A 22271-nucleotide genomic window follows, 5' to 3' on the forward strand; every position below is an offset into this window, starting at 1 on the left:
TCGTACCTGTTATTCTACGGCAAACATCCTGTCGAGTTTGCTGTAGCCTAGTCCGTTGATTTTCTTCACCTTGATCTGCACCGGAATCCGTTCTTTCATCGCTTCTACATGGCTAATCACGCCAATGGTTTTGCCGCTGGCGTTGAGCGCATCCAGCGCATCAAGGGCGGTATCCAGCGTTTCACTGTCGAGCGTGCCGAAGCCTTCATCAAGGAACAGCGAGTCAATGCGCGTTTTGTGGCTGACCAGATCGGAGAGCGCCAGCGCCAGCGCGAGACTGACCAGGAAACTTTCGCCACCGGAAAGGGTACGGGTATCGCGTACGGCGTCGGCCTGCCAGGTATCGACCACCTCCAGTTCCAGCGCTTCACTGGCCTTACGTTGCAGTAAATAGCGACCATGCAGGCGGGTCAACTGGTTGTTCGCCAGCCAGACCAGGTTATCCAGCGTCAGCCCCTGGGCGAATTTGCGGAATTTATCCCCCTCTTTAGAGCCGATTAGCGCATTCAGGTAGCCCCAGTCCTCAACCTGTTGCATCGCGTTGTCGATTTTTTGCATCAACGTCTGCTGCTGCTGGCGATTGTCGCTGTCCTGTTTTAGCTGTTGGCGTATTTCGCCCTGACGCGTAGCGTTATCGCGTACCCGATCGTTAAGCTGCGCCACGGTTTGCTGAACATGCTCAATCGACAGCGTGGGATCCAGACCCGCTGGCGGCTGTTGCTGATGTGCCTCCAGCGCTTGCGCCGATTGTGCGGCGAGCGTCTGTGCCTGCTGAACCTGGTTTTCCAGCGACTGTTTTAGCTGTTCCAGACGCGTGACCGCCTCGTCATCCAGCAGCGCGGCAAGAAATGCTGCCTGATCGGCAAACAAACTGTGCGACAGCGCGGCATCGAACTGCGCCTGCGCATCGGCAGCGCGCTGAGTTTCCTGTTTCTCCTGCTGCTGTAATGTCTGCAATTGACTGCGCAGCGACACGCACTCGTCATGAACCTGACGCCAGTTTTCCAGCGTCACGCTTGCATCATCTTCTGCGTGGGTATCGACGGCGGGCAGCGTCTCGAGTAGCGGGGTGAGCTGCGCGATACGCGCCTGTATCGCCGTCAACTCCGTCTGCCGCTGTTGCCATGTTTGTGCCTCTGCCGCGCGCGCATCTAACCATGCCTCCTCGCTGCCTTCCTCAGGAAGTGACAACGTATAGCGGCTTAACTGTGCTGCCAGCGTCGCCTGGCGCTGGTCGATTTGCTGGTGGAACTGCGCCACCTGCTGTGCATGGGCGGTAATTTGCGCCTGTAGGTCATGGCGCTGGCTCAACTGGTAGAGTTGCTGCTCGTGTTCGTCCTGCGCCGTCAGCCAGGGCTGAATATCATCCTGCGGCTGTAACGTGAGGTTCAGTGCGGCGATCGTTGTTTGCCACTGTTGAGTGAGCGCTTGCTCTTCTTTAGCCAGCGTCTGCGCTTCGCTTTCGTCACGCTGTAGCTGCTGGTTGACTGCCTCGGACTGTCCACGCAGGGTGGCGCCTTCGTCGGCCAGCATTTTGACTTCTTTTTCCAGCGCATCGCGTCGCGCCTGATTAACACCAGGTTCGAGTGCCTGATATGCCGCGACAGCAGGATGGGTGGTGGAACCGCAAAGCGGGCAGGGCTGGCCGGACTGCAACTGCGCACGCTGGCTTTCCAGATCTTTGATCCGCGCCTCTTGCTCACAGAGTGTTTTAACATCCTGATACTGCTGATATTTATCTTTATACTGCTGGCGCTTTGCCTCCAGCAGGGTATTGAGTCGGGCCAGTTCCTGTTTGTTATGCGTTATCGTCGCCTGAAGCTGACTCAAACGCGTCAGTCGGGGAACAATCTGACCATGGAGCGAAAGCAGTTGCTGGCGCAGAGGACGCTGTTGCGCATGTTGCACCAGCGCCGCTGCGACTTCCTCTGCCGTCAGATTGAGCGTCACTGGCGGCAGCGATTCCAGCTTGCGGCTATCGTTGACCTGCTGTTGCTGCCATTTTGCCAGCTGAACGTTATCGCTGGCCTGCTGAGCAAAAAGGGCGCGCCATCCTCCTGACTCGTTGTTCCATAGGCGAAAGCGATCGTGTTCGTTTAGCCACTCGCTCAGCGTCTGTTGCGTAGCGAGCAGGGCGGTGGACTGTTGCTCTGCCTGGCGTCGGATGTGGTTGCGCAGCGTAAATATACTCTGTAAGCGAGTATTTACTTCGTTAATCTGCTGTCGAGTGCGGGAAACGGTAGCGGATTGTTCCTGAATGCGCTCCCACAATGGTCGCAACGCTCTGGCTGGCTGTGCGAGGCTGAGCGTTGCCAGCTGTGGCTGGGCGTTTTCCAGCGCTTCCTGGGCAACCTGCAGCATCTGCTGACGCTGGTTCGCGTCGGTCTGCAGTTCGTGCTGTCGCGTCAGCCAGTTCAACTGCTGCTGTCCAGTCTGCTGCTGGGCGACCAGCTGTTTTTCTTCGTCAGTGAGTGCCTGCAAACTTTCTGTCAGCGTCTGCAACGCCTCGGGGGCTAACAGCGCGACGCCGTTGGCTTGCGCCTGTAATTTTTCCAGTTCGGTGCGTGCGGTTTTGTGCTGTTCAAACACCTGGGCAGAGATCTGGCCGTAAATTTCCGTGCCGGTCAGCTCTTCCAGCAGTTCCGCACGCTCTTTCGGCTTCGCGTTGAGGAAGGCGGCGAACTGCCCCTGCGAGAGCAGCATCGAACGGGTAAATCGACCATAATCCAGACCGGTCAGTTCCGCCGTCATCTCCAGTTTGTCTTTCACTTTGTCGGCAAGGATTTTCCCGTCGGCACAGCGCGCCAGTTCAACGCGCGGAACCTGTAAATTACCGTCGGGCTGGTTGCGCGCCCGGTTCTGGCTCCAGAACGCACGATACGCTTCGCCTTTGACTTCAAACTCCACTTCCGCCAGACATTCCGCCGTATCACGGGACATCAGATCGTTCTGCGATTGCGACACGGTATTCAGGCGTGGCGTCTCGTGGTACAGCGCTAGGCAAATCGCGTCGAGCAGAGTGGTTTTACCCGCCCCCGTAGGCCCGGTAATGGCAAACAGGCCATTGCTGGCAAAGGGCTCCACCGTGAAATCGACCTTCCATTCCCCTTTCAGCGAATTGAGGTTTTTCAGGCGCAGACTGAGAATCTTCATGCCTCATGCTCCCCGGACAGTGTCTGTAGTGTGCGGTGAAAAAGTGCTGTCAGGCGTTCGCACTGCGGCGGCTCAAGTTCTTCCAGCGCCAGACGGCGAGTAAATACCTCATCCACGCTCAGCTCGCTCAGCGTTTCCCGGCGTTCGTTACACAACATGCGTTCGCGCTGCTCCCGACTGCGTCGGACTAACAGTACCTCAACGGGCAGCGTTTCCGTCAGCGTCTGAATTTTCCGCTGCATATCATGCAGGTATTCATCGGTGGTGATTTCGATATCCAGCCAGACCGGGGGGGCCGGAGGGCTGTCACGCCACTGCTCCAGCTGTTCGGTAATGGCGGCGAAATCGCCTTTTAATATTGCCAGCGGTTGCGTAACCGGAACGATGAGTTCCTCAACGCCGGCTAACGCGCCGTCCTGGAAGTCCACCCGATGCACGTACTTGCTTTTGCCGCATTCGTCAAAGCTCAGCGCGATGGGCGAGCCGCAGTAGCGGATGTGCTCCGTACCGCCAATTTTCTGCGCCCGGTGGATGTGGCCCAGCGCGATATAATCGGCAGGCGGGAAGTTCTGCGCCGGGAAAGCATCCAGCGTACCAATATAAATGTCACGCACAGCGTCACTTTTGCTGGCGCCAACGGTGGTCAGGTGGCCGGTGGCGATAATCGGCAGGGCGAGATCGCCACGTAACGCGCAGGCGGCCTCGTATTGCTGCTGATAATAGTCGGTGATGGCACCCAGCAGATGCTGCTGTTTTTCCTGACCGGAGAGTCCCGCCTGACTGCTGACAATGTCGCGCGGGCGTAAAAACGGCACCGGGCACAGCACCGCACCGGGCTGACCGTCGCGACGATGCAGGAGCTGTGGCGCGTGACCGGCGCTGGCCACCACCGTGGTATTGAGAAACGCCAGAATCTCACGGGATTCATTCAGCGTGGCGACGGAATCATGGTTTCCCGCTAATACCACCAGATGACAGCCCGTTTGCTGTAGGTTGACCACAAAACGGTTATAGAGCTCGCGGGCATAGCTTGGTGGTGAGCCGGTATCGAAAATATCGCCTGCCACGATGATCGCGTCCACCTGCTGCTCAACCGCCGTTTCCAGCAGCCAGTCAAGAAAAGCCTGATGTTCAGCGGCACGGCTTTTACTGTAGAAATTTTGTCCCAGATGCCAGTCAGAGGTGTGAAGGATGCGCATAACGGTTCCATGGCAAAAAAGCATAAAGGGGATTATAACCATTCGGGAGCTGTAATATCTCGTTTCTCGGGTGTCATAAATCAACAACCTAAGGTTAACGTCAGCATACATTTTCATAAATCTGTCATAAAACTGACGCATAATGGCGCCGCATTAAGACAGATGATGATAAGCAACTTATATAACAGGGCAAATCATGGCGAGACGTATTCTGGTCGTAGAAGATGAAGCTCCAATTCGCGAAATGGTCTGTTTCGTGCTTGAGCAAAATGGCTTTCAACCCGTTGAAGCTGAAGATTATGACAGTGCGGTGAACCAGCTTAATGAACCCTGGCCGGATTTGATCCTCCTTGACTGGATGTTGCCCGGCGGTTCTGGTCTACAGTTTATTAAACACCTCAAGCGTGAAGCGATGACCCGGGATATTCCGGTCATGATGTTGACCGCCAGAGGGGAAGAAGAGGATCGCGTACGCGGCCTGGAAACTGGCGCGGATGATTACATTACCAAACCGTTCTCGCCGAAAGAGCTGGTTGCCCGTATCAAAGCGGTGATGCGTAGGATCTCGCCGATGGCGGTGGAAGAGGTCATCGAGATGCAGGGGTTAAGCCTGGATCCCACATCGCACCGCGTGATGACCGGCGACAACCCACTCGACATGGGGCCGACAGAATTTAAACTCCTGCATTTCTTTATGACGCATCCCGAGCGGGTTTACAGCCGTGAACAACTGCTGAATCACGTCTGGGGCACCAATGTCTACGTTGAGGATCGCACGGTTGATGTGCATATTCGCCGTCTGCGTAAGGCGCTGGAAGCCAGCGGCCACGATCGGATGGTGCAGACGGTTCGCGGGACAGGGTATCGTTTTTCGACCCGTTTCTGAAAGGCAAGAACAAGAGCCTGGCTCTGAAGGGAGAGTGACCCGTGCTGGAACGGCTGTCATGGAAAAGGTTGGTGCTGGAGCTGATACTTTGCTGTATCCCGGCCTTCATCCTAAGTGCATTTTTTGGTTACCTGCCGTGGTTTTTACTGGCATCGGTAACAGGACTGCTTATCTGGCATTTCTGGAATTTATTACGTCTCTCATGGTGGCTGTGGGTCGACAGAAGCATGACGCCGCCGCCGGGACGAGGCAGTTGGGAACCGCTGCTGTACGGTTTGCATCAGATGCAACTGCGCAATAAAAAGCGTCGTCGCGAGCTGGGCAATCTGATTAAACGCTTTCGCAGCGGGGCGGAGTCGCTGCCCGACGCGGTGGTATTGACCACCGAAGAGGGGGGGATCTTCTGGTGTAACGGTCTGGCGCAACAGGTGCTGGGCTTACGCTGGCCGGACGATAGCGGACAGAACATCCTTAACCTGCTGCGCTACCCGGAGTTTACGCAGTACCTCAAGCAGCGGGACTTCAGTCGGCCGCTGAATCTGGTGCTTAATACTGGGCGACATCTGGAAATTCGCGTTATGCCGTATACCGATAAGCAACTGCTGATGGTGGCGCGCGACATGACCCAGATGCACCAGCTCGAAGGTGCAAGACGTAATTTCTTCGCCAACGTGAGCCACGAGCTGCGTACCCCACTTACGGTGTTGCAGGGCTATCTTGAAATGATGCACGAGCAGACGCTGGAAGGGGCAACGCGCGAAAAAGCGCTGTTAACGATGCGCGACCAGACCTCGCGCATGGAAGGACTGGTAAAACAGTTGCTCACGCTGTCGAAAATTGAAGCCGCACCGACGCTTTTGCTCAATGAACAGGTCGATGTGCCGATGATATTGCGCATGGTCGAACGCGAGGCGCAGACGCTCAGTCAGCAGAAGCACACTTTTAGCTTTGAGGTGGATAACCAGCTGAAAGTGCTGGGGAATGAAGAACAACTGCGTAGCGCGATGTCCAACCTGGTGTATAACGCGGTGAACCATACGCCAGCGGGAACCCATATCACCGTCCGCTGGCAGACGGTACCGCACGGCGCGGAGTTTAGCGTGGAGGATAACGGACCGGGCATTGCGCCGGAACATATCCCGCGGTTAACGGAGCGATTTTATCGCGTTGATAAAGCGCGTTCGCGGCAAACGGGCGGCAGTGGACTGGGGCTGGCTATCGTCAAACACGCGGTGAATCATCATGAAAGTCGCCTGATGATCGACAGTCAACTGGGTAAAGGGACGCGCTTTAGTTTTGTGCTGCCGGAACGATTAATTGCCAAAAAAAGTGCTTAAAGTGCAATCGTAAGGTTTTCTTTCCATAAGCCAGCCAATGCTGGCTTATTTTCTTTGCGGCTAAGATAAGTCTGCTGAATTTATTAACGTCTGGTTGTTTTTTGTTCGCATGATAAGCCATGACTTTTTCTGTAGTATGGTGTTTTACACTGGTATGAGATTTGATATCACTATAATCTTCCGGTTTTTGGATCCCTCCTTGCTTTAAAACGTTATAAGCGTTTAAATTGCGCCCCAGATGCTGTCAGACTGACTGTATTCAGGCGGTAAATCGAAAAACTATTCTCTGCTTTCCAGGTTATGGGAGATATCCCTCTGGAATAGCTTAAAAAAACCGCTGTTTCTTCCCGCTGGGAAAGACACTACGTTAATTTAATCAACACCACATCCACAGGCCGTAAGCTTTATGACCCATCAGTTAAAATCGCGCGATATTATTGCGCTGGGCTTTATGACTTTTGCGCTGTTCGTCGGCGCAGGGAACATCATCTTTCCTCCAATGGTTGGTTTGCAGGCAGGCGAAAACGTCTGGATGGCGGCATTCGGTTTTCTGATCACCGCTGTTGGGCTACCGGTGTTGACCGTTATCGCGCTGGCGAAAGTCGGTGGTGGTGTTGATAGTCTGAGTACCCCTATCGGTAAAGTCGCTGGCGTTTTGTTGGCGACTGTCTGCTATCTGGCCGTCGGGCCGTTATTCGCCACGCCGCGCACCGCGACGGTCTCTTTTGAAGTGGGGATCGCCCCGCTGACCGGCGATTCGGCCATGCCGCTGCTTATCTACAGCGTGGTCTATTTTTCCATTGTCATTCTGGTCTCGCTCTATCCGGGCAAACTGCTGGATACCGTGGGTAACTTCCTGGCGCCGCTGAAGATTCTGGCGCTGATTGTGCTCTCCGTTGCGGCCATCATCTGGCCTGCCGGTCCGATCAGCCATGCGATGGAAGCGTACCAGACCGCCGCGTTCTCCAATGGTTTCGTTAATGGCTACCTGACGATGGACACGCTGGGCGCGATGGTCTTTGGTATCGTTATTGTTAACGCCGCGCGTTCTCGCGGCGTAACCGAAGCGCGTTTGCTGACCCGTTACACCGTCTGGGCTGGCCTGATGGCGGGTGTCGGATTAACGCTGCTGTACCTCGCACTGTTCCGTCTCGGATCTGACAGCGCTACGCTGGTCGATCAGTCGGCGAACGGCGCGGCGATCCTGCATGCCTATGTTCAGCATACCTTTGGCGGTGCGGGCAGCCTGCTGCTGGCGGCACTGATCTTTATCGCCTGTCTGGTAACGGCGGTCGGCCTGACCTGCGCTTGTGCGGAATTCTTCGCTCAGTATGTGCCGCTCTCCTACCGCACGCTGGTGTTTATTCTTGGCGGCTTCTCAATGGTGGTATCCAACCTGGGGCTCAGCCATCTGATTCAGATCTCTATTCCGGTGCTGACGGCAATCTACCCGCCGTGTATCGCACTGGTTGTATTAAGTTTTACCCGCTCATGGTGGCATAATTCGACCCGCGTCATTGCTCCGGCAATGTTTATCAGCCTGATTTTTGGTATCCTTGATGGTATTAAAGCATCGGCAATCGGCGACGTGTTACCAGCCTGGACCCAGCGCTTACCGCTGGCGGAACAAGGTCTGGCGTGGTTAATGCCCACTGTCGTGATGGTGGTCCTGGCGGTTGTCTGGGATCGCGCAGCAGGTCGACAGGTGACCTCCAGCGCACACTAAGATTGCGGAAAAGTGTTTTAACCACGGGGCTATTACTGGCCCCGTGGTTTTTTATTGTGTTGATGGGTTAGGAATCGATGGAAAGTAATAACAAGCTGAAGCGTGGGCTAAGCACCCGACACATTCGCTTTATGGCCCTGGGCTCAGCCATTGGCACCGGGCTGTTTTATGGCTCTGCGGATGCCATTAAAATGGCCGGGCCAAGCGTGCTGCTGGCCTACATTATTGGCGGGGTGGCGGCCTATATCATTATGCGTGCGTTGGGTGAAATGTCGGTACACAACCCTTCTGCCAGCTCCTTTTCGCGCTATGCGCAGGAAAACCTCGGCCCGCTCGCCGGTTACATTACCGGCTGGACCTACTGTTTTGAAATCCTGATTGTCGCCATTGCCGACGTGACCGCGTTCGGCATTTATATGGGCGTCTGGTTTCCGACGGTGCCGCACTGGATCTGGGTGCTCAGCGTGGTGCTGATCATCTGTGCCATCAACCTGATGAGCGTGAAAGTGTTTGGTGAACTGGAATTCTGGTTCTCCTTCTTTAAAGTCGCCACCATCATCATCATGATCGTGGCTGGTTTCGGTATCATCATCTGGGGGATTGGCAACGGTGGACAACCGACCGGGATCCATAACCTGTGGAGCAACGGCGGCTTCTTCAGCAACGGCTGGCTGGGGATGGTGATGTCGTTGCAGATGGTGATGTTTGCCTACGGCGGTATTGAAATTATTGGTATCACTGCCGGCGAAGCGAAAGACCCGGAGAAATCCATTCCGCGCGCGATTAACTCGGTGCCGATGCGTATTCTGGTGTTCTACGTGGGGACGCTGTTTGTCATTATGTCTATCTACCCGTGGAACCAGGTGGGAACCGATGGCAGCCCGTTTGTGCTGACCTTCCAGCATCTCGGTATTACCTTTGCCGCCAGCATTCTTAACTTTGTGGTGCTGACGGCGTCACTGTCGGCGATCAACTCTGACGTCTTTGGCGTCGGTCGTATGCTGCACGGGATGGCGGAGCAGGGCAGTGCGCCAAAAGTGTTCGCCAAAACCTCGCGTCGGGGGATCCCGTGGGTCACGGTGATGGTGATGACTATCGCTCTGCTGTTTGCGGTGTATCTGAACTACATCATGCCGGAGAATGTTTTCCTGGTGATTGCGTCGCTGGCGACCTTCGCGACGGTCTGGGTGTGGATTATGATCCTGCTGTCGCAAATCGCGTTCCGTCGTCGTCTGCCGCCGGAAGAGGTGAAAGCGCTGAAGTTTAAAGTGCCGGGCGGCGTGGCAACAACCATTGTAGGCCTGATTTTCCTCGTCTTTATCATCGGACTGATTGGCTATCATCCCGACACCCGCATCTCGCTGTACGTGGGCTGTGGCTGGATTGTTCTGCTGATGATTGGCTGGATGTTCAAGCGTCGCCACGATCGCCAGATGGCGCAAGCGCAGTAAGATTGTACCGGGTGGCGTGAATGCCATCCGGTCATTTCTCCTCCCCCGAACTCCTCCCCCAATAAACCTTCAGATGATGAGTTATCCTGTAAATCGCTATGGCAAGGTGTGCTCATTTTCATCAAAGGGGATACGTGATGTTGAACGCCTGGCACCTACCGGTTGCCCCATTTGTTAAGCAAAACAAAGACCAACTGGCCATTACGCTCTGGCTGACGGGGGAGAACCTGCCGCAGCGCGTCACGCTGCGTGCGGAGAATGACAACGAAGAAATTGCGCTGGCGATGCATAAATTACGCACGCAGCCGTTCCCGGGCGTGACCGCCTGGCGTGCGGCGATTGATCTTCGCAGCGGGCAGCCGCGTCGGCGCTACAGCTTCAAACTGCTCTGGATCGATCGCCAGTTGTGGTTTACACCGCTTGGGTTCAGCCGTTTTCCGCCTGCTCGTCTGGAGCAATTTGCCGTAGATGCACCGGACAGCGGGCCGCAGTGGGTGGCCGATCAGGTTTTCTACCAAATCTTTCCTGACCGTTTTGCCCGCAGTTCGTCACGCGACGCAGAGCAGGATAAGGTTTATTACCATCACGCCGCCGGGCAGGAGATTGTGCTACGTGACTGGGATGAACCGGTGACCGCGCAGGCTGGCGGCTCCACGTTTTATGGCGGCGACCTCGACGGTATCAGCGAAAAGCTGCCGTACCTGAAAAAACTGGGCGTCACCGCGCTGTACCTGAACCCTGTGTTTACTGCGCCGAGCGTGCATAAGTACGACACCGAAGATTATCGTCATGTTGATCCGCAGTTTGGCGGCGATCAGGCGTTAATGCGTCTGCGGCAGAAAACGCAGCAGCAGGGAATGCGGCTGGTGCTGGACGGCGTGTTTAACCACAGCGGCGACTCTCATACATGGTTCGATCGTTATCAGCGCGGCTCCGGCGGCGCGTGCCATAACCCAGAATCCCCCTGGCGTGACTGGTACAGCTTTTCGTCAGACGGCGTTGCGCTGGACTGGCTGGGATACGCCAGTCTGCCGAAGCTGGATTATCAGTCCGAAAGTCTGGTCAACGAAATATATCGCGGCGAAGACAGCATCGTTCGTCACTGGCTGAAAGCGCCGTGGAACATGGACGGCTGGCGGCTCGATGTCGTGCATATGCTGGGTGAAGCGGGCGGAGCGCGTAACAACCTTAAGCATGTCGCCGGGATCGTTCAGGCGGCGAAGGAAACGCAACCAGAAGCCTACGTCTTTGGCGAACACTTTGGTGACGCGCGACAGTGGCTGCAGGCGGATGCAGAAGATGCTGCGATGAACTATCGTGGCTTCACCTTTCCGCTGTGGGGGTTTCTTGCCAATACCGATATCTCTTACGATCCTCAGCAGATTGATGCGCAGACCTGTATGGCGTGGATGGATAACTATCGCGCCGGGCTCTCTCATCAGCAGCAACTGAGGATGTTCAACCAGCTCGACAGTCATGATACCGCCCGTTTCAAGTCGCTATTGGGCAACGATGTCGCCCGCCTGCCGCTGGCGGTAGTCTGGCTGTTTAGTTGGCCCGGCGTGCCCTGTATCTATTATGGCGATGAGGTGGGACTGGATGGCGATAACGATCCGTTCTGCCGCAAGACGTTTCCCTGGCAGGCGGAAAAACAGGATGTCACATTGCTTGCCCTGTACCAGCGGATGGCGAAACTGAGGCATAGTATCCCGGCGTTACGCTACGGTGGGTGCCAGGTGGTCTATGCGGAAGACAACGTAGTGGTATTTTTGCGCGTCTACCAGCAGCAGCGCGTGCTGGTAGCCATTAACCGCGGCGAGGCGTGTGAGGTGGTGCTCCCGGCGTCACCGCTGCTGAACGTAACAGAATGGCGTTGTAAAGAAGGAAAAGGGCAGCTGGTTGAGGACGTCCTGTCGCTGCCGACGATTTCCGCCACCCTCTGGCTGAATCACTGATACAACTGCGCGATGTCGCGGCTGGCAAGCAGCGTTTCCCGCCACCACTGCTGCGCCAGCCCGTGGCTACCATCGCGCCATGCCATATAGGCGACATCTTTTTCGCGAAAAGAGATGACGCTTTTTTCGACCAGTTCGCCCGTGGCAAGCCACGGGCTGGCGATATGCCGCGGGAGAAAACCGCAGCCCATCCCGGCGCGCAGCAGCGCCACTTTACTGTGAAAATCGTCAACATGGATTTGCGGCTGTTCTTCCATCAGGTTGGTTTGCAGCGGATGGCAAAAACGCGCGCTGTCGCTGATGACAATGGCGCGGTGCAGGCAGAGTTGTTCATTCGTCAGTCTGTCAGAGAGTGCGGCCAGCGGATGATTGGGCGCCACCACAAAAACATTATCCAGAGTCCCTAACATTTTGTAGGACCACGCGGCAGAGGTCGGTGGTTCGTTAATCGCGCCAAGAATGATATCCGCGCCATTATGCGTGAGCTCTTCCCATGACCCTGCCAGCGTGTGATACGAAAATTTAAGCAGCGTTTGTTTGTTCAGCGCGTGGAAGGCGTCGATGAGAGGTAACACCACCTCAAAGGGGAAGGAAACATCCAGCGCAATGACCAGCTCTTTTTCCCAACCGGAGCTCAGTTGCAGCGCCTGCTTTTCCAGATCTTTTGCCGCACTGAGCAACAAACGCCCCTTTTCCAGCATCATCAGTCCGGTGTCGGTGAATTTGGCCCGATGCCCGGAGCGGTCAAGCAGCTCGATGTTCAGGTCTTTTTCCAGCTTCTGAATCATATAGCTGAGCGCCGCGGGCGTCTTAAACAACGATTCGGCAGCGGCGGCAAAAGTACCGTATTTGTCGATAGCGTCCAGGATAAGCAGAACGTCCAGATTAATGCGCATAGGCTGAATATATCCCTGAAAGTAAACCTCACTGTTGTACCGAATAGCGATAAACAAAACCAGTGAATAAATTAGACGGAAGATCCGCATTTTTTTGAAGGTGCCAGACTATATCGCCGGAAAAGGCTTATTTCATACGCTGGTAAGTTTTCTTTAATAAGTCGTTAGAAATTTCCAACTATACTAAACAGGCTTTCTGATTCAGGATTTGATGGCTGACGGCGGATACCAGACGTCAATTTCTAACTCATTGATTAAGGAAGTATATTATGTCTATTCGGGAACTGATTAATCCCTCTAACTCGACGCTCATTTTTATTGACCATCAGCCGCAAATGGCATTTGGGGTTGCGAATATTGATCGCCAGACGCTGAAAAATAATACCGTCGCACTGGCGAAAGCAGGCAAAATATTTAATGTGCCGGTCATTTATACTTCAGTCGAAACAAAAAGTTTTAGTGGTTACATCTGGCCTGAGTTACTGGCGGTGCATCCGGATGTGAAACCTATCGAACGTACTTCCATGAACTCCTGGGAAGACGCGGCCTTTGTGAAAGCCGTGGCGGCGACCGGGCGTAAAAAGCTGATTATCTCTGCGCTATGGACTGAAGTGTGCCTGACCTTCCCGGCACTGATGGCGCTGGAAGCCGGTTACGAAGTGTATGTGGTGACGGATACCTCCGGCGGTACCTCTGTTGATGCGCATGAGCGCGCGATTGATCGCATGGTGCAGGCCGGTGCCGTACCGGTGACCTGGCAGCAGGTTCTGCTGGAGTACCAGCGTGACTGGTCGCGCAAAGAGACCTATGACGCGGTGATGGATCTGGTTCGTGAACACAGCGGCGCTTACGGCATGGGCGTGGATTATGCCTACACGATGGTGCATGGCGCACCGGAACGTAAGGCCTGATTCTGAATTAAAAACCAGGAAAATCAATTCATTGATTCTCGGCTGATAACCACAAAGAAGGGAAAACCACCTTTTTCCTTCTTTGTCAGCAGTCTGATGGCGGGGTAACCCGCCATTAACCTTCAGCAAGGAACCCGACATGGCGCAGAATAAACCTGTGACGCTGGTGATTACGCATACTTTGCAGCCCAATCAGGCGGCGCGATATGAACAATGACTGGGGAAAATTATGCCGGTTGCGGCGGAATTTCCCGGACACCTTGGCGCGAACGTCATTCGCCCGACGGACGGGCACAATCTGTGGAGCATCATCATTCGTTTCGACACGCTCGAGCATCTCTATAACTGGACGCAATCAGATACGCGACGGCTCCTGGTCGAAGAGATCGCTCCGCTGTTGGCGGAAGGCGATAAAACCGAGATCCACACCGAAGCGGCATTCTGGTTTACGCCCCCCGCGCCACACGTCCGTCAACCGCTGCGCTGGAAGCAGTTCCTGATCACTCTGCTGGTTATTTTTCCCAGCACTAATCTGGTGCCGTGGCTGACCGGCATGCTATTGCCGTCGCTGAAGGGAACGCTGTTACTGCATCTGATTAACGATGCCTGTGTGGTTGCGCTGGTGGTCTGGTTGTGGATGCCCATCGTAACCCGTCTGTTTGCCGGCTGGCTAAAAAAAGCCTGATCGGCTTATCAGGAGAACGTTATGTCTCAAACTGCCTCATTGATTCTGACCCACGGAAAAATACATACCCTCGACAGCCATAGCCCGCAGGCGGAAGCCGTGGCGATCAAGGACGGAAAAATTCTCGCCACGGGAACGCACGACCAGGTGATGCGTTTTGCCGCAGACGGTACACAGGTGGTTGATCTGAAAGGTCACACTGTGATTCCGGGGCTTAATGATTCCCACCTGCATCTGATCCGCGGTGGGCTGAATTACAATCTGGAGCTGCGCTGGGAAGGAGTACCCTCGCTGGCCGATGCGCTGCGTATGCTGAAAGAACAGGCCGACCGAACGCCTTCGCCACAGTGGGTTCGCGTGGTGGGCGGCTGGAGTGAATTTCAGTTTGCCGAACGCCGGATGCCGACGCTGGAAGAGCTTAACGACGCCGCGCCGGATACTCCCGTTTTCGTGCTGCATCTGTACGATCGTGCACTGTTAAACCGCGCGGCGCTGAAAGCAGTGGGATACACCAAAGCGACACCCGATCCGGCAGGCGGCGAGATCGTCCGTGATGGTAACGGTAACCCTACCGGGATGCTTATCGCCAAACCTAACGCCATGATCCTTTACTCGACGTTGGCGAAAGGGCCAAAACTGCCGCTGGAGATGCAGGTGAACTCCACCCGCCAGTTTATGCGTGAACTGAACCGTCTCGGACTGACCAGCGCCATCGACGCTGGTGGCGGTTTTCAGAACTACCCGGAAGATTACGAGATCATCGAGCAACTGCATGCCAACAATCAGATGACGGTGCGCATTGCCTATAACCTGTTTACGCAGCGACCGAAGCAGGAACTGGAAGACTTTGAGCGCTGGACCGATATGCTCAAGCCGGGCCAGGGGACCGATTTCTACCGTGCGAACGGAGCCGGGGAGATGCTGGTCTTCTCCGCAGCGGATTTCGAAGACTTCCTGCAACCGCGCCCGGATTTACCGCAAGGCATGGAGGATGAACTGGAGCGCGTGGTGCGCCACCTGGTGGAGCACCGCTGGCCGTTCCGTCTGCATGCCACTTACGATGAATCGATCAGCCGGATGCTGGATGTGTTCGAGAAAGTGAACCGTGATATTCCGTTCAATGGCCTGCACTGGTTCTTCGACCACGCCGAGACCATCAGCGAGCGCAATATCGATCGCGTGAAAGCACTGGGCGGCGGCATTGCGGTACAGCATCGTATGGCCTTCCAGGGCGAATACTTTATCGACCGCTACGGGAAAGAAGCGGTGAAACAGACGCCGCCAGTGGCGAAAATGCTGGCCGCCGAGGTGCCGGTGGGGCTCGGAACGGATGCCACCCGCGTCGCCAGCTATAACCCATGGACGGCGCTGTACTGGCTGGTTTCCGGGCGCACGGTCGGCGGTACGGCGATGTATGACGACAACAACCGTTTACCGCGCGACGTGGCGCTGGAACTGTGGACGGCAGGGAGCGCGTGGTTTTCCAGCGAGCAAGGCAAAAAAGGGCGCATTGTCAAAGATCAACTGGCCGACCTGGTAGTGCTGTCAAAAGACTACTTCAGCGTCACGGAAGAGGAGATCAAAGGTATTGAGTCGGTGATGACGATTGTCGATGGCAAAGTGGTGTATGCCGCCGGACCGTTTACTCCGCTCGCGCCGCCAGCGATCCCGGTCGTCCCGGACTGGTCTCCGGTGGTGAAAGTGCCGGGGCACTATCGCGCGGCGCCGCCAGCCGCCGCGAAAGCAGGCGCCGTGGTGCAGATGCACCAGTGCTGCGGGAGCTGCGGCGTACACGGTCATCAGCATGATATTGCCCGCCAGTCGGGGATCCCGGTGTCTGACGATCGGGCCTTCTGGGGCGCGCTCGGCTGTTCGTGCTTCGCATTTTAACGCGCCAGCCGGATGTGTCGTTAACGGCATATCCGGCATTTTCACCTTCAGAGATAGCGCGAATGCAACAATTTGTGTCAATCTTAGTTGATCCCGTACAGTGAAGGTGAATACATGGACGACCTTTTAATCCTCGGCTGCATCATTTTGTTCTTCGCACTGGTCGTGGTGCCTGTTCTGGCGATTGTCGCCATCAGCCGAAGTTCAACGACGCGTGATGAGCTTGCCCGCTTACGCCGTCGGGTAGAGGAGCTTGAACAACGTGGCGTTGTTGCCCCTGCGATAACACCAGCGGCACCGGTTCAGCCTGCGGAGACGGTTATGGAGCGCGACCCAGACCCGATTCCGGTGGCGGCGCCAGAACCTGAACCTGAACCCAAACCGGCTCACGTCAACCCCTGGCGCTCGTATACGCCGCAGAACACGGCAAGCGCCGAGAAAATCGTCGAAAGAGACGTCCCTGTTGCCGCCGCGCAACCCTCCGCTTTTGGCGGCGTGATGTCATCGCTGGTGCGCTGGTTTATGCAGGGCAATCCGCTGGCTAAGCTGGGGATCCTGCTTCTCTTCCTCGGTCTCTCTTTCCTGTTGCGCTATACGGTCGAGCACTCCCTGTTCCCGCTTGAGCTGCGTCTGGTTGCGGCGGCGCTGTTTGCGATTGTCCTGCTGGCGATAGGCTGGCGTCTGCGGCATAAACAGCCGATCTATGCTCTCATTTTGCAGGGTGGGGCGACAGGTGCGCTCTATCTCACCGTCTTTGGCGCGTTTCGCCTCTGGCAAATGCTGCCGATGACGCTGGCCTTTGTGCTGCTGGTGGTTATCTGCGCAGCAAGCGTAGGACTGGCGATTCTGCAAAAAGCGCTCAGTCTGGCGATGCTGGCAAGCCTCGGTGGCTATCTTGCCCCACTGCTGCTTTCGACAGGAAGCGGTAACTATGTCGCGCTGTTCTCTTTCTATTTGCTGCTTTCGGTCGGCATTCTGGCGATCAGCGCCTGGCAACACTGGCGCGAGCTTAATCTGCTCGGGCTGCTTTTTACCTTTGGCGTTGGCGGCCTCTGGGGGCTGGATGACTATCAGCCAGCGTATTACCTGAACTGCCAATTGTTCCTGATAGCCAACATTCTGCTTTTTGGCGTGCTGAGCGTGGCGCTGTCGCTGCGAGCGCAGACGAAGGGCAAGCAGATTATTGATGGCGTTTTGTTGTTTGCGCCGCCGCTGATCGGTTTTGGCATGCAGTACGCCATTATCCGCCACTGGGAATATGGTCCGGCGCTCAGCGCGTTGGGCTACGGCGGTTTTTATCTGGTGCTGGCCTGGCTGGCATTACGTCGCTACCCGTCGTTGGGCCGACCGCTGGTGCTGGCGGCACTGGCGCTGGGCGGCGCGTTTACCACTCTTGCGATACCGCTGGCGCTGTCGGCGCAGTGGACGGCCATGGCCTGGGCGCTGGAAGGGGTGGGGATCCTGTGGCTGGGAGTACAACAGCAGCAGCGACGCATGAGTTACAGCGGTACCGCACTGCTGGTGCTGGCGCTCGGCAGCGCGCTGTGGGCGCAGGCGAACGGCACTACTGCGCTTTCGCTGATGCTGATCTTTGCCGTCCTTAGCGTTTGCTGGCTGGCAGGGGCGTGGCTGTGGCGCAAGATTCATCTGCGCGGCAGCATGGGACTGCTGGCGGGCGGGGGGATATTCTGGATTGTGGCGCTCGCGGGCGCGGCGCAGTGGCTGTTGACCTCCGATTCGCAGGTGATGGCGGGCGTGCTGGCGCTGATGGCCGTGTCGGTCTGGGGCTGGCGATTTGCCGCCGCACGCCTGACGTGGCAGGCGCTGGATACCTGCAAATGGTTGCTGTGGCCGATGATGCTGGTGGCGCTGCTGTTTCAGATTTCTCAGCAGCAGATTTTTGCCGCAGGCTGGCAGAATCTGGCCTGGTGTCTGGCATTGCCGGCGGCGGTGGCGTTGCTCTGGCGTGATGCTGAGGCGTTGCCGCCGCGTCTTTCCAGGCTGGCGCATCTCTCATTCTTCTGGATGATTCTGTTGGCGCTGGCGGCGGAACTGTTCTGGTTTGCCCGCGACCTGCCGTGGGGCATGGCGGCCTGGAGCAGCGGTGTGGCAATGGCGGCAGGCGGTGCGCTGATTTTCCTCGTCGCAATGGCCGTTCGTCGTCAGTTCTGGCCGTTTCGGGTCTGGCCCGCGCTGTATGCCTGTCAGGCGCTGATTCCCGTCGCGGCGGCATTGGTCGGACTGTTAGTGCTGACCAATTTGCAGGACGGCGTAGTCTACCGTCAGACCTGGCTACCGCTGCTCAATCCGCTGGAAGAAGGGGCGGCTTTTGCATTACTGGGATTGATCGTGTTTTATCGCGCCTGCCTGCGCTTTTTCCCGGTGCAGGTGTCGGTATGTCGTCCGTGGCCAGTGGTTGCCCTGGCCGCACTTGGCTTCTGGTGGCTGAACGGTATGCTGTTGCGCGCGTTGGCCTGGTATGGCGACGTGGCGTGGAACATGGAAGCGCTGTGGCATTCTCGGCTGATTCAGACCTGTTTTGCGCTGTTCTGGATGCTGGTGGCGCTGGTGGTGATGCTGCGCGCGACTCGCTATCGTTCACGCCGGGAATGGCTGTGCGGGGCGGCATTGTTAGGGATTGTGATTGTGAAACTGATGTTGGTGGACAGCGCGCGTGGCGGCGGCCTGGCGCGTGCGGTTGCGTTTATCGGTGTGGCTATACTGGTGCTCATTGTCGGGTATTTTTCACCGTTACCGCCCAAAGCTGGAGAAGAAAAATGAAATGGATGAAAGCGGTATTATGTAGTGTGCTACTGGGCGTGGCAGGAACCGCCACCGGCAGTGATGACGTGAAGGAGTCACCGAGGGATTACGCGACGGGCGTTATGCTGGAAACGCTCGGCACATCGCCGTGGTATCGCGTGTCGCTCCCGCAGGAGGTGTACATGGGGACCGCCTGGCCAGATTTGCGCGACGTCCGCGTTTTTAATCATGCGGGGGAGACGGTGCCGTTTACGCTGGTGGCGCAGAAAACCCAACCCGTTACGCCGCAAACGGTCACGCTGAGACTCTTCCCGCTGGATATGTCGCCCGTCCCGCCGCGTGAGGAGGGGAGACGTAGCGGGGAATCTTTTGTCTTACGCTCGAAGACCGGCATTGAAATTCATCTGGAAAGTGATGACGTTAAAACGGTCGGGCAGAGCTATTTACTGATGCTGCCGGAGGAGATGAAAGACGACTTTTTCCTGGAGCAACTGCGTCTGAACTGGGAGACCCCGACGGGCAACTGGCAGGGGAAAGCGTCGGTCTATGCCAGTCGTGATTTACGCTACTGGCGGTCCGTACAGGAAGAGGCGCCGCTGCTGGCGCTGACGCGTGATAACGATCGGCTGAAAATGGATACCATCAGCGCCAGTCTGAGACTTTCTGCCGATGGGAATCGTTATCTGTTGGTGATCCTCGATTCGCAAAGCCCGGCGCTGACGTTAAACAGCGTGACCGCCATTGCCGAAAACAGCGCGCCGGAATCCGCACGAATCGATATCGGCGCGCAAGAGGAGAAGGTGTCTGATGACGAAGCGATCTGGCGCTGGACACAGCCGCAGCCGCTGACTTCGCTCAGCATCGTTCTGGATGATGAAGGCGTTTTACCGGTAGAGCTGGCGTGGCGTAGCGCTGAAAAAGCGCCCTGGCAGCCACTGACGAAAACCGTGCTTTATCGCCTGAACGGCCAGCGTTCGGAGGATATTCGTCTTTCCGGTGGGCTGGTTGACGCCGTTCGGATGACGACCATCAACGCTCGCCTGCCGGAGAGACTGCCTGCGTTGAGCGGCGCGCGCGACAGCTATCAACTGGTATTTAATACCCAGGGGAAAGGGCCTTACATGCTGGCCTGGGGCAACCGGGCGGCGCAAAAAGCGGATATCGGTCTTGATCTGTTGATTCCAGTGTCGCTACGTAAAACACAGGAGATAGACGCTTTGCCGAGGGCCACACCTCAGGAAGACGTCGTTCTCGGTGGCGAGGCGCGATTAACGGCAACATCAGCCGCTGAGCAACAAAGCCAGTGGAAAACGGTGCTGGTGTGGGCGGCGCTGATACTGGGTGTTGCCATTCTGGCGCTAATGGCCTGGCGTATCTGGCGGGAAGTCAAAAAGGATGGGACGCAGTAAGCGATAAAAAGGCTCGCCGTCAGCACGATATCGCCCGCCCCGGCGTTGACCGGCGGCGGGTTTTCCCTGAGATGGCATCACACGATGAGGCCAAACGTTTCTAATAGCGGTTTTGCGAGCCAAACAGTTCGATGCGCCGCGCAATCATCTCGCGTACCGGTTTTAGCCCCTGATTGATCACTTTCCGCGGGTCATTGACGTCGTGACCGGTATCGGCAGCAAATATCGCTTTCACTTCCTGGCACCAGGCGTACATGTTTTCGGTATTGACGTTAATTTTTGCCGTCCCGCAGGCAATGGCTTTACGCATGTCATCGTCTGCAATACCGGTGCCGCCGTGCAATACCAGGGGGACTTTCACCAGCTCGGAAATGGTTTTCATCTCCGTAAACCCTAGTTTAGCTTTGCCTTTATACAGTCCATGGGTTGAACCCAGCGCTGCCGCCAGGCAATCGACCTGGGTTTCTTTGACCAGGGTATAGCACTCCTGTGGGTCCGCGTAGATAACCTCGGAATTGACAATACCATCTTCACTGCCGGCGATGGTGCCCAGCTCAGCCTCAACCGAAATGCCTTTGCTGTGGGCCAGTTCAACCAGATGACGGGTAATGGCCAGGTTCTCGTTAAACGGCAGGTGCGAACCATCAAACATAATAGAACTGAATCCGGCGTCGATAGCCGCTTCGCAGGCTTCACGGGTGGTCCCATGATCCAGGTGCAGTGCGACCGGAATATCAATGCTTAAATAATCCATCGCATTCACCACAATGTCATGAATACATTTTAATCCCAGCATATGTTTAACCGTACCGCCGGAAACGCCTAAAATAACCGGAGAGCGTAGCAGTTGTCCGGTGCTTAATACCGCACCGACCCATTCCAGATTATTGATATTGAATTGTCCTACGGCATAACCGTCCCGTAGGGCATGCCGAAGCATGTCCTTCATAGAAACTAACATAATCACCTCTTGATATTCATTAAAAGCAATTACTCGCCAAAATATTGCTTTAAGTTTCTTTCGTAGCTATTTAACGAGTTGTGGACAACGGCAAGGTCCGGCATAGATTCGCGGACACCTTTTTTCTCTATGGAAATGGCGGCAGTCAGGCTGGCAAATAAAATGATATTATCAATATGCCATGAGTAATGAACGCCGTAAGTAAAGGCGCCGTGGAATACATCTCCTGCGCCGGTGGTATCAACGGCATTGCACAGCCAGGCAGGCACAATTTGCAGCATACCATTTTTTAATAGCGCGCAGCCTTTTTCCCCAAGGGTAATAAAGGCTTCCCCACGGCAAATTTTATTTAACTCAATTAACGCTGCTTTAATTTCCGCCTCGGTACTCAGGGCACGATATCCCATATAGTCACGGGCAAAATGCTCGCTGACCACAAAATAATCGGTCCAGGCCGCTAGTTTAATATTACTGTCACGTAATGAACCGCCGTCCATGACCACCCGTGCCGATGGCAGTTTCTTAATTAAATATTCACTGATTTCGGCTTCATGACCATCAATTAATAGCGTTACGGGCTCGTCTGACGCAATCAACCGTTCAGCCAAATCATCAAGCTTGAGCTTCTGGTCATAAGTCAGCGAAGGTGGCGTTTGCATTTTACGGGTAATTATCGTCCGCGACCCCGTTAAGCGGTTTACCAGCACCGATGCCAGCGGTGTGATCATTTCATCAGAGAACACGACCTGACTGGTATCGACACCCGCTTGGGCAAACTCATCAATAATACGCTGACCGTAAAGGTCCTGGTTCAGATGGCCAATGTAATAAACATCTTCACCCCATAATCCCAGTAACCACGCCGCATTTGCTGCCGGGCCGCCGCCACTTTCAATAAAGTCATGGCAGAAATTTTTGGTATTTTCCTGCGGCCATTCGTTCAAAAAGAAAAACTGATCAAAACATGAAAACCCGATGGACAAGATAGCCATAACAACTCCTGATTATTTTGTCAGCTGCGGGAAGACATCCCTTCCCGCAGGGAAAAA

General features: G+C 55.7%; 14 protein-coding genes and 1 pseudogene. 10 read left to right on the forward strand and 5 right to left on the reverse strand.

Annotation, left to right across the window (positions count from 1 at the left end; genetic code table 11):
- Window positions 1-9: 9 nt before the first annotated feature.
- Window positions 10-3153 carry an exonuclease subunit SbcC gene (gene sbcC / locus HVZ37_RS05440; protein WP_181628181.1) on the reverse strand — a complete coding sequence of 1048 codons (3144 nt, stop codon included), beginning with the start codon at window positions 3151-3153 and terminating at the stop codon, window positions 10-12.
- A complete protein-coding gene (gene sbcD, locus HVZ37_RS05445; RefSeq protein WP_090048877.1) occupies window positions 3150-4352 on the reverse strand; it encodes an exonuclease subunit SbcD in 1203 nt (400 codons plus the stop codon). The genes sbcC and sbcD overlap by 4 nt, the downstream gene beginning before the upstream one ends.
- Before the next feature lie 196 nt (window positions 4353-4548).
- On the opposite strand from sbcD, the gene phoB reads away from it, so the two are divergent.
- From phoB to malZ, 5 genes are all read left to right on the forward strand, one after another.
- Window positions 4549-5238, forward strand: coding sequence for a phosphate response regulator transcription factor PhoB (phoB, locus tag HVZ37_RS05450; RefSeq protein WP_043001622.1), 690 nt, complete (start codon window positions 4549-4551; stop codon window positions 5236-5238).
- A 41-nt stretch (window positions 5239-5279) separates the two neighbouring features.
- Entirely contained in the window at window positions 5280-6575 is a 1296-nt protein-coding gene (gene phoR, locus HVZ37_RS05455) for a phosphate regulon sensor histidine kinase PhoR (protein WP_043001621.1), read from the forward strand.
- Window positions 6576-6981: 406 nt separating this feature from the next.
- On the forward strand, window positions 6982-8301 hold the full coding sequence (gene brnQ, locus HVZ37_RS05460) for a branched-chain amino acid transporter carrier protein BrnQ (RefSeq protein ID WP_044259012.1): 1320 nt from the start codon (window positions 6982-6984) through the stop codon (window positions 8299-8301).
- Window positions 8302-8378: 77 nt separating this feature from the next.
- Window positions 8379-9752: a proline-specific permease ProY gene (gene proY / locus HVZ37_RS05465; RefSeq protein ID WP_090048874.1), complete on the forward strand. Its 1374-nt coding sequence runs from the start codon at window positions 8379-8381 to the stop codon at window positions 9750-9752.
- Window positions 9753-9889: 137 nt separating this feature from the next.
- Window positions 9890-11707, forward strand: a complete 1818-nt coding sequence (malZ, locus tag HVZ37_RS05470) for a maltodextrin glucosidase (RefSeq protein WP_181628182.1) — start codon at window positions 9890-9892, stop codon at window positions 11705-11707.
- On the opposite strand, the gene HVZ37_RS05475 is transcribed toward malZ, so the two are convergent.
- Entirely contained in the window at window positions 11701-12603 is a 903-nt protein-coding gene (locus HVZ37_RS05475; protein ID WP_044259007.1) for a LysR family transcriptional regulator, read from the reverse strand. The genes malZ and HVZ37_RS05475 overlap by 7 nt on opposite strands.
- A gap of 269 nt (window positions 12604-12872) precedes the next feature.
- Between HVZ37_RS05475 and HVZ37_RS05480 the strand changes: the two genes are divergently transcribed.
- From HVZ37_RS05480 to HVZ37_RS05500, 5 genes and pseudogenes are all read left to right on the forward strand, one after another.
- On the forward strand, window positions 12873-13514 hold the full coding sequence (locus tag HVZ37_RS05480) for a hydrolase (RefSeq protein ID WP_043001616.1): 642 nt from the start codon (window positions 12873-12875) through the stop codon (window positions 13512-13514).
- Between the two features lie 139 nt (window positions 13515-13653).
- A pseudogene (locus HVZ37_RS05485) lies at window positions 13654-14199 on the forward strand (antibiotic biosynthesis monooxygenase).
- 21 nt (window positions 14200-14220) lie between these two features.
- Complete coding sequence (locus tag HVZ37_RS05490) at window positions 14221-16089, forward strand: amidohydrolase (RefSeq protein ID WP_043001614.1); 1869 nt, start codon at window positions 14221-14223, stop codon at window positions 16087-16089.
- A 114-nt stretch (window positions 16090-16203) separates the two neighbouring features.
- Complete coding sequence (locus tag HVZ37_RS05495; RefSeq protein WP_181628183.1) at window positions 16204-18870, forward strand: DUF2339 domain-containing protein; 2667 nt, start codon at window positions 16204-16206, stop codon at window positions 18868-18870.
- The gene (locus tag HVZ37_RS05500) at window positions 18867-20261 is read left to right on the forward strand and encodes a DUF3999 domain-containing protein (protein WP_181628184.1); all 1395 of its coding nucleotides are present in this window, start codon (window positions 18867-18869) and stop codon (window positions 20259-20261) included. Before HVZ37_RS05495 ends, HVZ37_RS05500 begins: the two co-directional genes overlap by 4 nt.
- A gap of 100 nt (window positions 20262-20361) precedes the next feature.
- Here the strand turns inward: HVZ37_RS05500 and fba are convergent, their stop codons facing one another.
- Together fba and HVZ37_RS05510 are read right to left on the reverse strand one after the other, a co-directional pair.
- A complete protein-coding gene (gene fba / locus HVZ37_RS05505; RefSeq protein ID WP_181628185.1) occupies window positions 20362-21222 on the reverse strand; it encodes a class II fructose-1,6-bisphosphate aldolase in 861 nt (286 codons plus the stop codon).
- A 29-nt stretch (window positions 21223-21251) separates the two neighbouring features.
- A complete protein-coding gene (locus HVZ37_RS05510; protein ID WP_043001610.1) occupies window positions 21252-22214 on the reverse strand; it encodes a PfkB family carbohydrate kinase in 963 nt (320 codons plus the stop codon).
- Window positions 22215-22271 lie beyond the last annotated feature (57 nt).

This window comes from Citrobacter sp. RHB35-C17, from assembly GCF_013816795.1.
Taxonomy (GTDB): Bacteria; Pseudomonadota; Gammaproteobacteria; order Enterobacterales; family Enterobacteriaceae; genus Citrobacter_A; species Citrobacter_A amalonaticus.